Below are 13,639 nucleotides of genomic sequence, written 5' to 3' on the forward strand. Positions count from 1 at the left end.
ATGCGGACGGGACTTTTGGGCGCGGTTCGGGGCATCAGTGGGGTGGGAGGGTGGGCAGTGAGCTGGCAGGGGTGGACCTGCGGGCCGACCTGGACCGCGTTTCCCAGGTGGACCAGTTGGCCGCCCGCGTGGCGGCCTGCATGGTTCGGGGAGAGGAGGTGCTTGCAGGCTTCAGGGACATCCAGCTGCTGCAGTGGGAATCACCGGCAGGGCGGGCCTACCGGGACACCGTGGCACTGCAGGCGGCGGCCCTGCGGCGCTCCCTCGACTTACTGACCGAAGCAAAAGCTGCCGTGGACCGGCACAGCAGGGAGACACTGGTTGCCGGCTGCTCCAACGGCGGCAGGTTCTAGTGATGGCCGAGGCCACACCTTCCGGCGCCGGCGGCCCGCTCAGGGTCACGGGCCCGCCACAGGACGGTCCCCTCGAAATCCGGGGCGGTGTGGGTGGCATCAGCTTCCAGCTCGAGGAGCTGGCGGCAGGTGCAGAAAAGGTGGATGCCCTGGCGGGAAAGCTTGCGGCGATCGAGGTCGAGGCCCGCCGGATCTGGGACGAGCTTGTCCCATTCCAGGACCTGCCCCGCTGGACCGGGACCATGGCGCTGGAGGCGGTGGGCGAGTCCGGGCGGAGCCTCCATGCCGTTCGGACCGAACTCCAGCGCATCAGCAGCCAGGTCCGGGCGTGCAGGCAGGAGTACGAGGTGGCGGAGGCGGTGGCAGCGGCCGAGCGGTCTCTGGGGATGATGAGCATTGGAGACCTCGGCAATGCTCTTGTGAACGTGTCCATCACAGGCGCCGCTGACGAGAGAACGATGGAAACACTCGTGGCGTCCCTCGGGCTCGATGCCCCGGGAGTGAAGAAGCGCATTGATAAGGAACCCTGGCCGTGGGAGATGCTGGATGAAGCGGGCGCGCTCAACCGTCCCTTGGTTGTGGACCGCCACGAGACGCTCACGGTGAGCCTTGACGCCTCTCCGGCTGGCCTGCTTGAACGCATTCGGCTCATTGATGCCCGAGGTCCGGGATTCATCGAAGTCATCCGGGTCCACGATTCCGGAAAGAAAGCCTTTGTGGTTGTCATTCCGGGCACCCAGCCGGAATTGCTGGACGCAGGCGGCGAAAACCCCCTCGACGAGGTGGGGGTGGGAGAGGCGCTGTTCTATGACTCCGACGAAATGAACTTGGCAGTCCTGCAGGCGTTGAAAGCCGCCGGTGCCGGGCAGGGGGACCCTGTGGTTGCCGTGGGATACAGCCAAGGTGGTATCCATGCGATGAACCTGGCCGCGGACCCCCGCCTTCTCTCGGAATATGACCTGCGGTACGTACTGACTGCCGGCTCACCTGTCGCTGGGATAAATCCCCTGCCCGGGGTCCAGGCATTGCACCTTGAGCACAGGGCGGACTGGGTGCCCGGCAGTGATGGCGCCCCGAACCCGGAGACAAAGGACCGCGTGACGGTCTCCATGGGCCAGGCCCCAAGGACAGTGGAAGGGGAGGGCGGCCTCGGTACCGGCCACGCCCTTACCACCTACCAGGACGGGGCCCGGCTGGTGTCGGCAAGCGACGATCCTTCACTGGTGCAATCCACTGCGGTGCTGGGCGCCGTCCTGGGTACCGGTGGCGCAGCAACGGCCTCAAGGTTTTCCCTGGTACGGACGCCGGCGCCTGCACCAGATCTTCATGCCGCCAACCTCCGTCGGCGGGAACGCGGGCACGGCGGGCGGTAGCCGGCCTGCTAGCGGCGGACTCCGGTAATCCGGCCGGCCACCAGCGAGATCAGGGTGATGATGATGGCAGCGAGCACGGCCGTCCAGAAGAACGAATCGATGGTGAAGTGCACCGGCGTGAAACTGCTGATCCATGAGGTCAGGTACAGCATCGCGGCGCTGATGACGATCGTGAAGAGGCCCAGCGTGAGGATGGTGATCGGCAGGGACAGGAGGCTCACCAGCGGGCGGATGAACGCATTGACCAAGCCGAAGATCAGGCCGATGAACACGTAAGCCAGGGCAGTTCCGGCCACATCGGTTCCTTGGGAAATGCCGGTCTGGGCTACCGCGTCTGTTGTTGCCGAGGTGGAGATGTCCAGTCCGGGAAGAACCCAGCTGGCAACCCACAGGGCCAACCCATTGATGAGGACCCGGCCAATAAAGGAGCGCATGCACCAATGCTTCCACACCTGCCTGAGAGCCGGCTGCAGGCAGCGTGCGCCGCGGAGTCCGGCTTTTCAGGCGATCGCACTCGGAGGATGTCATGCGCGTGCGGCACGGTGTGACACGCAGGCAAAGATTCTTGTCAAAGTTCGACCGGACCCTTGACATTGGGAAAACGGTTTCTCATAGTAGAGAAATCGCTTTCCGACGCGCAGGCCGTTGCCTGTGCCGAAGCGTGGTTCATTCCAATGGAGGAAGAGAGATCATGCGTCACAAAAAGCCCCTCACACCTGTGCCTGTGGTGGCGGCCCTTGCCGTCTCGCTGCTGGCAGCACCCGTCCCGGCGTTCGCAACGCCCGCGCCACAGGCGGACCCAACAGCCCAGACCGCCCGGCAGCCGCTCGAACGCCAGGTGCTTCCGGGCAACGACGGCTGGGCGGCGGCGGGTGCCGGCACCACGGGCGGGTCCGCCGCCGGCGCTGACCGCGTGTACGACGTCTCCAGCAAAGCCGAACTCCTGGCTGCCTTCGCAAGTGGCGGCACGGATCCGAAGATCATTCGGGTCCACGGGGATATCACCGCCAACGTGGACGCGAACGGCTCTCCGGTCAGTTGCGAAGACTATGCTGCCGGGACAGGCTATTCCCTTACCCAGTACCTCTACGATTTCGATCCCGCCCGGTATGGAACAACCAGGGAGCCCGAGGGGCCCCAGGAAACTGCGCGGCGCGCAGCAGCGGCACAACAGGCAGCCACCATCCGTTGGGATATCCCCAGCAACACCACCATCGTGGGAGCCGGGCCGGACAGCAGCATTACCGGCGCAGCCCTGAGGATCAACCGGGCAGAAAACGTGATTTTCCGGAACCTCACGGTGCGGGACGCTGCCGACTGCTTCCCGGCCTGGGACCCGACCGATGGCGCCACCGGCAACTGGAACAGCGAGTATGACCTGCTGCAGATCGTCAACGGCTCCACCCGCGTCTGGGTTGACCATAACCACTTCACCGACGCCCCCAACCTGGACAGCGCCCAGCCCACCTACTTCGGCCGGCCGTACCAGGTGCACGACGGCGCTGTTGACGTCACCAACGGCTCGGACCTTGTCACCATGTCCTACAACCGGTTCTCCGAGCACGACAAGCTCCTGCTCATCGGATCCACGGACTCCGCCACCAGGGGTGACGTGGGAAAGCTGCGCGTAACGATCCACCACAACGTGTTCCAGAACGTGGGCCAGCGCGCACCCCGGGTCCGGTACGGCCAGGTGGACGTCTACAACAACCACTTCAGGACCTCCGCCGACTCCGAGGTCCCTTACGGATACACCTTCGGGGCAGGCGTGGAATCACACCTGTACGCGGAAGCCAACGCCTTCACCATTCCGGCAGATATCCCCGTCTCCTCGCTCATCGCGTATTTCAAGGGGAAGGTCATCGCCACCACCGGAAACGCCGTCAACGGCAAAATCGTCGATCTTCGGGCAGCGTACAACGCGGCCGCTCCGGCGGACCGGCAGCTGGGCTCCGACGACAGCTGGACGCCGGTGCTGCGGACCCAGGTGAACGCGGCCCAAGCCATTCCCGCCCTCCTCGCGGACGCCGTCGGGCCCGTTTTCACGGCCGGGGAGGCTGACTGATGCGCCGCCTCAAACCCAGCCGCCGCTCCATCCTGGCCGCTGTGGCAGCAGGAGCAGCAACCGCCGCGGCAGGACTCTCCGGACCTGGCGCGGCGCGCTCACACGCCGCGGTCCGCCCCGCCGCTTCGCCCCAGCAGGGCAGGACCCATCCGGTGATTTTCGTGGTGGGGGACTCCACCTCATCCGCCTACCAGCAGTCCGAACGCCCCCGCGCAGGCTGGGGCCAGGCGCTCCCCCTGCTGCTGGGGCCGCAGGCCGAGGTAGTGGACTACGCGTGGTCCGGCGCTTCGTCAAAGAGCTTCGCCGACGCCGGCCTCCTGGACGAGGTTGCGGCCATGCTCCAGCCCGGGGATTACCTGCTCATCTCCTTCGGGCACAACGACGAAAAGGTCCAGGATCCGGCCAGGGGCACCGACCCCCAGACCACGTTCAAGGAATACCTGCAGAAATACATCGACACCGCTGTTGGCCGCGGCGCGACGGCCGTGCTGGTCACTCCGGTAGAGCGCCGCCGGTTCAACGCCCTCGGCGTTGCCCAGGATTCGCACGGCGCCTACCCCCAGGCTGTCCGCGAGCTCGCTGCAGCATTTGGAACACCCCTCGTGGACCTCACCGCGTCCTCCAAGGGCCTGTGGCAGAAGCTTGGTGCAGAAGGGACAAAGTCGCACTTCCTTTACGCGGAGCCCGGCCAATATCCGCAGTATCCGGAAGGGGTGGAGGACAACACGCACTTCCAGGCCGAAGGCGCCCTTGCCGTGGCAAGGCTGGTGGCTGCCGGCCTGCAGGCACAGCAGGCAGTACCCCCGGGGTACTTCCAGCATGTTGACGCGCCACTGGATGCCCTTGCCGGCATCTTCTGGCCCAGCGAACGCCCCATTGAGAAGCCCGTTGTCCTGGAGGTCGGGTCAGGATCGGTGTTCCGGACGGTGCAGGCGGCCGTGGACGCCGTCCCGGCCGGAAGCACCCAGCGCACCCAGATACGCATCGCGCCCGGAACCTACCGGGAACTCATCAGGGTTCCGGCCAATAAGCCGAGGATCTCCTTTATTGGGCTGGGGGAGAAGGCGGACGACGTTGTGCTGGTCTACAACAACGCCTCCGGCACTCCGAAACCTGATGGAACCGGCCCTTATGGCACGGGCGGAAGCGCCAGCGTGCGGATTGACGGACCGGACTTCACGGCCGCGAACCTCACGTTCAGCAACGACTTCGACGAAGCCGCCAACCAGGAGATGAAGAACCGGCAGGCCGTGGCGCTCTTCCTGACAGGCGACCGAGCCGTCCTCCGCAATGTCCGTTGCCTGGGCAACCAGGACACCCTGCTGGTTGATTCGCCTTCCCGCGGAATGCAGTCACGGTTCTTCTTCACCGGCTGCTACGTGGAAGGGGACGTGGATTTCATCTTCGGCCGGGGAACGGCGGTCTTCGCCAGCTGCGAGATCCGGTCCCTGGACCGGGGGTCCGGAAGCAACAACGGATACGTGTCGGCCGGCAGCCTCAACATCCAGATCAAGCACGGCTATCTGTTCACCGGCTGCCGGTTCGTCTCGGATGCCGCGGCCGGCACTGTGCACCTGGGCCGCCCCTGGCACCCCAGCGGAGATGCTGACGCGATTGCGCAGGTACTTGTCAGGGACTCCTGGCTGGGCGCCCACATCTCCAGCGCGCCCTGGACGGATATGAGCGGATTCTCCTGGCAGGAGGCGCGCTTCCACGAACTCAACAACAATGGTCCGGGCTCCCGGGTAACCCCCACCCGGCCCCAGCTTGATCCGGCCGTGGCCGGGGAGTACACGGTGGACGCCTACCTGCGCGGAGCTGACGGCTGGGCGCCCCAGCTGGCGGGCACCAGGGCGGACACCACCGCAGCGGGGTCCGGCAGCCAGGCCTGATTGCACTGGACCAGCCTGCTTCCCTCCTTCAGGCGGGGAAGTAGGCTGGTCTGCATGACGTCTTCTGAGACCCTCAAAGGCGGTGTCCAGCCCCGTCCCGTGGTGGCAAGCCTGCCCCGCTACGCCGCCGGTAAGCCCCCCGCCACTGTTGACGGGATGGCCAGCTACAAGCTGTCCTCCAACGAGAATCCGTTGCCCCCGCTTCCCGCCGTGCTCGAAGCCATAGCGCACCAGACCGACTTCAACCGCTACCCTGATCCGCTCAGCAGCAAACTGCGTGCGGAGCTGTCCGGCTTCCTTGGCGTTCCCGCGGAGGACATCGTCACCGGTGCGGGCAGCCTGGGCGCACTGAACCAGCTGCTGGCCACCTTTGCCGGCGGGAACGACGACAGCACGCCGGATGAGGTGGTCTACGCCTGGCGGTCCTTCGAGGCGTACCCCATCAGCGTTGGCCTTTCCGGAGCCAGCAGCGTGCGCATTCCCGTGACTGCCGATGGCCGGCATGACCTGCGTGCCATGGCGGAAGCCGTGACCGCCCGGACCAAAATGGTCCTCCTGTGCACACCCAACAATCCCACCGGGCCCGCCCTGGGCACAGCCGAAACCGAGGAATTCATCAGGCGCGTCCCCCCGCACGTGGTGGTGGTGATTGATGAGGCATACCAGGAGTTCGTCAGGGCCGAGGGCGCGGTGGACGGCATTGCCATGTACCGCAAATACCCCAACGTGGTGGTGCTCCGGACGTTCTCGAAGGCGCACGGCCTGGCAGGGCTCAGGGTCGGCTACAGCGTGTCCAACCCCGCGCTGACGCAGCACATCAGGGTGGCAGCCACCCCCTTCGCCGTGTCGCAGATCGCCGAGGCGGCGGCGATTGTTTCGCTGCGGAACCACCCCCAGGTTGTAGAAAGGGTACAAAGCCTGGTGGATGAGCGCGAGCGTGTCACCGCAGGACTGCGGAACCTCGGCTGGGCTGTTCCTGACGCGCAGGGAAACTTCGTCTGGCTGGACCTGGGCGGGCACAGCGCCGGATTTGCTGAGCTTGCGGGGGCCCAAGGATTGTCAGTCCGGGCGTTCCCGGGCGAAGGGGTCAGGGTGAGTATCGGCGAAGTGGAGGCCAACACCAGATTCCTCCGGCTGTGTGCAAACTATACAAACGCGCCACGGGGTTCCTAGCGCTTAACAAGTGGCCCGGCGCCTACCTACTGAAGATAAAGTTAGGATCAGTAAAGCAATATATATGCCGTGCCGGGAATCTATTCCTCTTGAGGCATATATCCCAGCGACATTTGCACTGCATCCGCATGCGGCAAGCGAGGAGACGGTATGGGCACACATCTGCCTTCCACCGAGTTCGACGGAACAGCGGTAGACGACCAGCGTGAGGCTGATGCCGAAGCGGTTATGGGCGAGCCCCCCGCGCAGATGGTCCAGCTCCTGGGCCCGGACGGAAAGCTTGGCTTCGACCCCGTCTTCACCGAGTACGCCCGGAAAGTCACTCCGGAGGTTCTTCGCGGCCTGTATGCGGACATGGCCGCCATCCGGCGCTTCGACGTGGAAGCTACTGCCCTGCAGCGGCAGGGACAGTTAGCGCTCTGGGTCCCGCTGACCGGCCAGGAGGCCGCGCAGATCGGCTCCGGCAGGGCCAGCCGGCCGCAGGACTACATCTTCCCCACCTACCGCGAGCACGGCGTCGCGTACACCCGCAACGTAGACCTTGCCGAACTCCTCCGGCAGTTCCGCGGCGTATCCAACGGCGGCTGGAACCCCAAGGACACGAACTTCCACCTCTACACCCTGGTCCTGGCCGCCCAGACGCTTCACGCCGTCGGCTACGCCATGGGCATCCAGCGCGACCAGAAGCTGGCAGCGCCGGGCGCCGGGGAGGACGCCGCGGTGATCGCCTACTTCGGCGACGGTGCCAGCTCCGAGGGTGACGTCCACGAGTCGATGGTGTTCGCCTCCTCCTACAACGCCCCCGTGGTGTTCTTCTGCCAGAACAACCACTGGGCCATCTCCGTGCCCACCAACGTCCAGACCCGCGTGCCGCTGTCCAACCGCGCCAAGGGCTACGGCTTCCCGGGGATCAGGGTGGACGGCAACGATGTCATCGCCGTCCACGCCGTCACCGAATGGGCACTCGAACACGCTCGCCAGGGCAAAGGTCCGGTCCTGATCGAAGCCTTCACCTACCGGGTGGGCGCCCACACCACCGCGGACGACCCCACCAAGTACCGGCCGTCCGCCGAGGAAGATGCGTGGCGGGCGAAGGACCCCCTGGCCCGGGTGGAGAAATACCTGCGCGCCGAAGGCCTGGCTGACGACGCTTTCTTCGCCAAGGTGAAGGCCGACGGCGATGAACTCGCCGCGTATGTCCGCCGCACCACCCATGACCTTGAGATCCCGGACATCCGCTCCGCCTTCGCCAACACCTACGCCGAAGCGCATCCCCTGGTGGCGGAGGAGCTCGCATGGTTCGAGGAATACACCGCAGGGTTCGCGGGCGAGGAGCAGCCAGCCGATGCCGGACAGCCCGCAGCAAAGGCAGGCCACTGATGACAACCATGACCATTGCCAAGGCCATCAACGAAGGCCTGCGTGAAACACTTGCCCGCAATCCAAAGTCCCTGCTGATGGGTGAGGACATTGGTCCGCTGGGCGGCGTCTACCGGGTGACGGACGGCCTGATCGGCGAGTTCGGTCCCGACCGCGTGGTGGACACGCCGCTGGCCGAATCGGGGATCATCGGGACCGCCATTGGCCTCGCGCTGCGCGGGTACCGGCCGGTCTGCGAAATCCAGTTCGACGGGTTTGTCTTCCCCGGCTTCAACCAGATCACCACGCAGCTGGCGAAGATGCACGCCCGCAGCAACGGCAACCTCACCGTCCCCGTCGTCATCCGCATCCCCTATGGCGGCGGCATCGGTTCCGTCGAGCACCACTCCGAATCCCCGGAGGCGCTGTTCGCCCACACTGCCGGCCTGCGCATCATCACCCCCTCCAACGCCCATGACGCCTACTGGATGGTTCAGCAGGCCGTGGAATGCCAGGACCCGGTGATCATTTTCGAGCCCAAGCGCCGCTACTGGCTCAAAGGCGAGGTGGACACCGCCGCGCCGGGCCGGGCCGAGGATCCCTTCAAGGCCCATGTCCTGCGCGAAGGAACGGACGCCACCGTTGTGGCGTACGGCCCCCTGGTGCCGGTTGCGCTGGCGGCAGCCAACGCGGCAGAGGAGGACGGCCGGAGCGTGGAGGTGATCGACCTGCGGTCCATCTCCCCGCTGGACTTCGACACCGTCACAGCCTCTGTGCAGAAAACCGGGCGGCTGGTCGTGGCCCATGAGGCGCCCACCTTCGGCGGAATCGGCGGAGAGATCGCTGCCCGGATCAGTGAACGGGCCTTCCACTCGCTTGAGGCGCCGGTCATCCGGGTGGGTGGCTTCCACATGCCCTATCCGGTTGCCAAGGTGGAGGAAGACTACCTTCCGGACATCGACCGCATCCTGGAGGCGCTGGACCGCGCCCTTTCCTACTGAGGCTTCCCAACCGAGGACACCATGACTCTCAACAAGTTCAACCTGCCTGACGTCGGCGAAGGCCTCACCGAGGCCGAAATCGTCTCCTGGAAGGTCAAGCCGGGCGACGCCGTCGCCATCAACGACGTCCTCTGCGAGATCGAAACGGCCAAGTCCCTCGTGGAGCTGCCCTCACCGTTCGCCGGGACCGTCACTGAACTGCTGGTCCCGGAAGGGGTGACCATCGACGTCGGCACCGCCATCATCAGTGTCAGCGACGACGTGTCCGGAGACCCCACCCCCGCGGATGTCCGCGCGCCTGAGGCTCCCGCGCAGCCGCTCTACGGCAAGCTTCCAGCGTCCGACGGCGGCACAACAGGCAGTGCGCAGGCCACGGAAAGTGCCCTGGCCGGCGGGCCCCTTGTGGGCTCCGGGCCCAAGGCCGACGCCGTCAAACGGCGGCCGCGGAAGGCATCGCCCGCCTCCGCCCTGTCGCCCAATGCTCCTGAAGTGGAGCCCGTCCAGCCCCATTCGCCGGCCGAAGTGACGCAGTCGCCGGGCCAGGCAACCAGCCCGGCCGCCGCCGTCGACAACCGCCCCACCCTGGGCGGCACCATCACCGGCCTGGTCAACCGGGTCCTCGCGAAGCCCCCTGTCCGCAAGATCGCCCGGGACCTTGGCATCGACCTGGCGGACGTGGTGGCCACGGGATCCCGCGGCGAAGTGACCCGTGAGGACCTGGTGAGCTACCAGGCCCAGCGGGACGCGGAGCTGGACAAGGCTGACGGGTTCTGGGGCAAGGCGGGCAAGCCGCAGGACCAGCGCATCGAGCGGATTCCCGTCAAGGGCGTCCGGAAGGCCACGGCAAAGGCCATGGTGGATTCCGCCTTCGCGGCACCGCACGTCAGCATCTTCGTGGATGTGGACGCCAGCCGCACCATGGAATTCGTCAAGAGGCTCAAGTCGTCACGGGACTTCGAGGGCATCAAAGTTTCCCCGCTGCTCATCCTGGCCAAGGCAGTGATCTGGGCGGCCGCCCGGAACCCCAGCGTCAATGCCACGTGGGTGGACAATGCCGACGGGACGGACGGCGCGGAGATCCAGGTCAAGCACTACATGAACCTGGGAATCGCGGCCGCCACACCGCGCGGGCTGATGGTGCCCAACATCAAGAACGCCCAGGATCTTTCCCTGAAGGAACTGGCACTGGCGCTCAACAACCTCGCCGTCACGGCCCGGTCCGGCAAGACGAAGCCCGCCGAAATGCAGGGCGGCACGCTTACCATCACCAACATCGGAGCGCTCGGGATCGATACCGGCACACCCATCATCAACCCCGGTGAGGTTGCCATCGTGGCCTTCGGAACCATCAAGCAGAAGCCGTGGGTCCTCGACGGGGAAGTCATCCCGCGCTGGATCACCACCCTGGGCGGATCCTTTGACCACCGCGTGGTGGACGGCGACCTGTCCGCCCGCTTCATGGCCGACGTCGCCGCCATCCTGGAGGAGCCTGCGCTCCTCCTCGACTAGGACAGGACACTGGCGATCAACGGCACCGCCCTCCGGACGAAAAACAGGACCGCGCGGTGGCTGACGGAGGTGTTCCAGCCTCCGGTGGTGGTCACCATCCAGCTGCTAATCAGCCCCATATCGCAGCCCGGTTTCCCGGGAACCATGGGATACGGTGCGCTGGCGGCCCTGTTTGTCTGCGTGCTTCCGCTGTTGCTGCTGCTGGTGCTGGTGCGGCGGGGCAAGGTCACCGACCACCACGTCAGCGACCGGCGGCAGCGCGCCCCGGTGCTGCTGATGGCGCTGGCCTCCATCATGGCCGGACTCCTGGTGCTGGCGGCGGCAGGTGCCCCGCAAAGCGTGGTGGTGATGGTCCTCGCCGTGGTGGCGGGCGTCGTGGTGCTCGCGGGAGTCAGCCCGTTTTGGAAGATCAGCGGGCACGCAGCGGCAATGTCCTCCGCGGCAGTGATCTGCGTACTCGTGCTGGGTCCGGCGTGGCTTCCGTTGTTGCTCCTGGTGCCCGCCGTCGGCTGGTCCAGGGTGGTGCTTCGCGCCCACACTGTGGCCCAGGTGATCGCCGGTTCGCTGTTCGGCGGTGTGGTGATGGCCGGGATCTGGTGGATCCTGCAGGGCCGGATGGTGGCCTAGCCGGCCTCAGTAGGCGGTGTAGGCGGTAAGCATCTCAAGTGTGGCCGGATCCGTGGTGGTACCCAGGGCCACGGCAGCGCCTGTCATGAGGACAGCCATGGCCGCTGCCATCCCGGCCCAGGCCGTCAGGAGCTTCCAGTCCTCGCGCAGCACGCTGCCCACGGTCTCGGGGAGTTTGATCCCTGGCGAGATCAGGTTGGGGGCGCTGTCCACGCTGCCATCGTCCAGCAACGCCACGACGCGGTCGTTGCTCCGGTCAACGCGCATGGAGCAGATGTGGTTGCCATGGCGGGCGAGGAGGATGTCGTGGCCGGCAAGCTGGCGGCGCTGGAGGGTAATCAATGGGGCCCCTTGATGGTGGTGGAAGCTGGGTGTCCGCACCGTTGGGGGCTTCTTCAATTTTATCGCCGGGTTGAAGCCGGACAGGCGCTTTTGGGCGTGAGAACGGACACCATGCGGGGCGCGCCGTCCGCATGGTGTCCGTAAACTCTGCTATTCGGCGTCGTAGGTATTGGCGATGTAGACGTCGCAGGGCGCGTTGTGGGCCACGCTGTTGGCTACGCTGCCAAGCACGCGCCCGATGCCGTGCATCCTGCGGTTTCCCACCACGATGATCCGGGCGTCCATCCTCAGGGCTTCCTTGATGAGGGCGTCGGCCGGCCTGCCGCGGGCGGCAGAGTACGTTACCTTGATGTCCCTGCCCAGCGAGTCCGCAACCGTCCGCGCCACATGCTCCGCTGCGTCGGCGTCGGAGACGATCCACCGGTCGCTGCCGCTGCCGAAGACCTCGGTGCGGTCGCTGTCGAAGGCCGACACCACGTGGAGGGAGGAGCCAAGGGCTGCTGCGAGGTCACGGGCCGATTCGGCTGCCTTCTTGGCAGTTGCGCTGCCGTCCACCCCTACAACGATGATTCCGCTCATGTGTGCTCCTTTGCTTGATTTCTATGGCGCTGGTCACGCCAAGGCTACAGCGCGGCGATGGCTTGCTGAAGCACCGGCGCCAGGCGGCGTACGCCTTCGGCAATGGCCTCCGGCGGCACGGCGCTGAAAGCGAGGCGCAGCTTGTTGGACGGATCGTCCGACGGCGTGAAGGCGGCTCCCGGGATGAACACAACGCCGGCGTCGATCGCCTTGCGCAGCAGTGGATAGGTGTCCACGCCTTCGGGGAGCGTCACCCACACGAAGAAGCCGCCTTCCGGCTGTGTCCAGGTGGTCCCAGCCGGCATGTATTCCTCGAGGGCTGCCAGCAGCGCTTTGCAGCGCTCCGCGTAAAGCACGCGGTACGTCTCGATCTGGCCCTTCCAGTCATAGTCGCGGAGGTAGGCCGAGACCAGCATCTGGTTTAAGGCCGGCGGGCAGAGCGTCACGGCTTCGGCTGCCAGGTAGTAGCGGCGCTGGAGGTGTTCCGGGACCAGTGCCCAGCCGATCCTGAGGCCCGGGGCGAAGATCTTGGAGAAGGACCCCATGTAGATGACATCGTCCGGATTTGCGGCCCGCAGCGGCGCCAGGGGTTCCCCGCTGAAGCGGAGCAGGCCGTACGGGTTGTCCTCCACAACCAGGATATTCGCCTTGCGGCATATGTCCACGATTTCCTGGCGCCGGTCCGCCGCCAGGGTGATGCCCGAGGGGTTGTTGAAGTTGGGGATGGTGTAGAGGAACTTGATGTTCTTGCCGGCCAGCTGAAGGGCGGCAATCCGGGCCTCCAGCTGCTCCGGGACCAGGCCTGCAGCGTCCATTTCCACAGTTTCCACCTGGACCTGGTACGCCTCAAAGGTGTTGAGTGCCCCCACGTACGTGGGGTCCTCCACCAGGACCACATCGCCGGGGTTGCAGAAGACCTTGGTGGCCACGTCCTGGGCGGACTGCGAGCCGGCGGTGATGACCACATTCTGCGGCAGCGCGTCCGTGATTCCTTCTGCTGCCATCACCTCGCAGATCTGGGTGCGGAGTTCCTCCGATCCCTGCCCGCTTCCGTACTGCAGGGCGGTAAGGCCGTCTTCCGCAATGATCTTCGCGGCCGTGGCGGCCAGGCGGTCCAGCGGGAGGGACTGCAGGTAGGGGCTTCCTCCGGCTAGCGAAACGAGGCCGGGCCGCATGGAGATGTCGAAGACGTCCCTCACTGCCGACTGGCGGATATTCGCGGCCCGCTCCGAGAAGAGTTCTTCATGGCGGTGTGCGGAGGTAGCCGCCCGCTCGATGGCATCAATTGCTTCTGCTGGCAGCGTCCCTGCTGCGGCGTCGAGTGTTTCGTGGCTCACACCCACAGGATACAGCGATGAGTTGCCCT

13 protein-coding genes are annotated in these 13,639 nt (G+C 66.0%); 9 read left to right on the forward strand and 4 right to left on the reverse strand.

The annotated features are described in order from the left end of the window. The first annotated feature begins 50 nt into the window (after positions 1–50). Positions 51–353, forward strand: coding sequence for a hypothetical protein (locus WHH00_RS19160; protein WP_406635294.1), 303 nt, complete (start codon positions 51–53; stop codon positions 351–353). A gap of 2 nt (positions 354–355) precedes the next feature. Beyond that, a complete protein-coding gene (locus WHH00_RS19165; RefSeq protein ID WP_406635296.1) occupies positions 356–1,726 on the forward strand; it encodes a hypothetical protein in 1,371 nt (456 codons plus the stop codon). An 8-nt stretch (positions 1,727–1,734) separates the two neighbouring features. On the opposite strand, the gene WHH00_RS19170 is transcribed toward WHH00_RS19165, so the two are convergent. Continuing rightward, positions 1,735–2,160 (reverse strand): phage holin family protein, encoded by a 426-nt coding sequence (locus WHH00_RS19170; protein ID WP_406635298.1) that lies wholly within the window; start codon positions 2,158–2,160, stop codon positions 1,735–1,737. 257 nt (positions 2,161–2,417) lie between these two features. Between WHH00_RS19170 and WHH00_RS19175 the strand changes: the two genes are divergently transcribed. The 7 genes from WHH00_RS19175 (at position 2,418) to WHH00_RS19205 (ending at position 11,352) form a co-directional block, all read left to right on the forward strand. Further along, positions 2,418–3,791 carry a polysaccharide lyase family 1 protein gene (locus WHH00_RS19175; protein ID WP_406635300.1) on the forward strand — a complete coding sequence of 458 codons (1,374 nt, stop codon included), beginning with the start codon at positions 2,418–2,420 and terminating at the stop codon, positions 3,789–3,791. Next, complete coding sequence (locus tag WHH00_RS19180; RefSeq protein ID WP_406635302.1) at positions 3,791–5,683, forward strand: pectinesterase family protein; 1,893 nt, start codon at positions 3,791–3,793, stop codon at positions 5,681–5,683. Before WHH00_RS19175 ends, WHH00_RS19180 begins: the two co-directional genes overlap by 1 nt. A gap of 54 nt (positions 5,684–5,737) precedes the next feature. Continuing rightward, complete coding sequence (locus tag WHH00_RS19185; protein WP_406635304.1) at positions 5,738–6,856, forward strand: histidinol-phosphate transaminase; 1,119 nt, start codon at positions 5,738–5,740, stop codon at positions 6,854–6,856. A gap of 150 nt (positions 6,857–7,006) precedes the next feature. After that, positions 7,007–8,236: a pyruvate dehydrogenase (acetyl-transferring) E1 component subunit alpha gene (gene pdhA / locus WHH00_RS19190; RefSeq protein WP_406635306.1), complete on the forward strand. Its 1,230-nt coding sequence runs from the start codon at positions 7,007–7,009 to the stop codon at positions 8,234–8,236. Continuing rightward, a complete protein-coding gene (locus WHH00_RS19195) occupies positions 8,236–9,216 on the forward strand; it encodes an alpha-ketoacid dehydrogenase subunit beta (RefSeq protein ID WP_406635308.1) in 981 nt (326 codons plus the stop codon). Before pdhA ends, WHH00_RS19195 begins: the two co-directional genes overlap by 1 nt. Positions 9,217–9,237: 21 nt before the next feature. After that, the gene (locus WHH00_RS19200; RefSeq protein WP_406635310.1) at positions 9,238–10,725 is read left to right on the forward strand and encodes a 2-oxo acid dehydrogenase subunit E2; all 1,488 of its coding nucleotides are present in this window, start codon (positions 9,238–9,240) and stop codon (positions 10,723–10,725) included. Between the two features lie 9 nt (positions 10,726–10,734). Further along, complete coding sequence (locus tag WHH00_RS19205) at positions 10,735–11,352, forward strand: phosphatase PAP2 family protein (protein ID WP_406638697.1); 618 nt, start codon at positions 10,735–10,737, stop codon at positions 11,350–11,352. 6 nt (positions 11,353–11,358) lie between these two features. Here WHH00_RS19205 and WHH00_RS19210 read toward each other — a convergent pair whose 3' ends face one another. The 3 genes from WHH00_RS19210 to WHH00_RS19220 all read right to left on the reverse strand — a co-directional run bounded on the left by WHH00_RS19210 (position 11,359) and on the right by WHH00_RS19220 (position 13,610). Beyond that, positions 11,359–11,694 carry a hypothetical protein gene (locus WHH00_RS19210; RefSeq protein WP_406635312.1) on the reverse strand — a complete coding sequence of 112 codons (336 nt, stop codon included), beginning with the start codon at positions 11,692–11,694 and terminating at the stop codon, positions 11,359–11,361. Positions 11,695–11,844: 150 nt separating this feature from the next. Further along, on the reverse strand, positions 11,845–12,273 hold the full coding sequence (locus WHH00_RS19215; RefSeq protein ID WP_406635314.1) for a universal stress protein: 429 nt from the start codon (positions 12,271–12,273) through the stop codon (positions 11,845–11,847). Between the two features lie 44 nt (positions 12,274–12,317). Next, on the reverse strand, positions 12,318–13,610 hold the full coding sequence (locus tag WHH00_RS19220; protein WP_406635316.1) for a PLP-dependent aminotransferase family protein: 1,293 nt from the start codon (positions 13,608–13,610) through the stop codon (positions 12,318–12,320). Positions 13,611–13,639: the final 29 nt, after the last annotated feature.

Source organism: Pseudarthrobacter quantipunctorum, from assembly GCF_045291495.1.
In the GTDB taxonomy this organism is placed as follows: domain Bacteria; phylum Actinomycetota; class Actinomycetes; order Actinomycetales; family Micrococcaceae; genus Arthrobacter; species Arthrobacter quantipunctorum.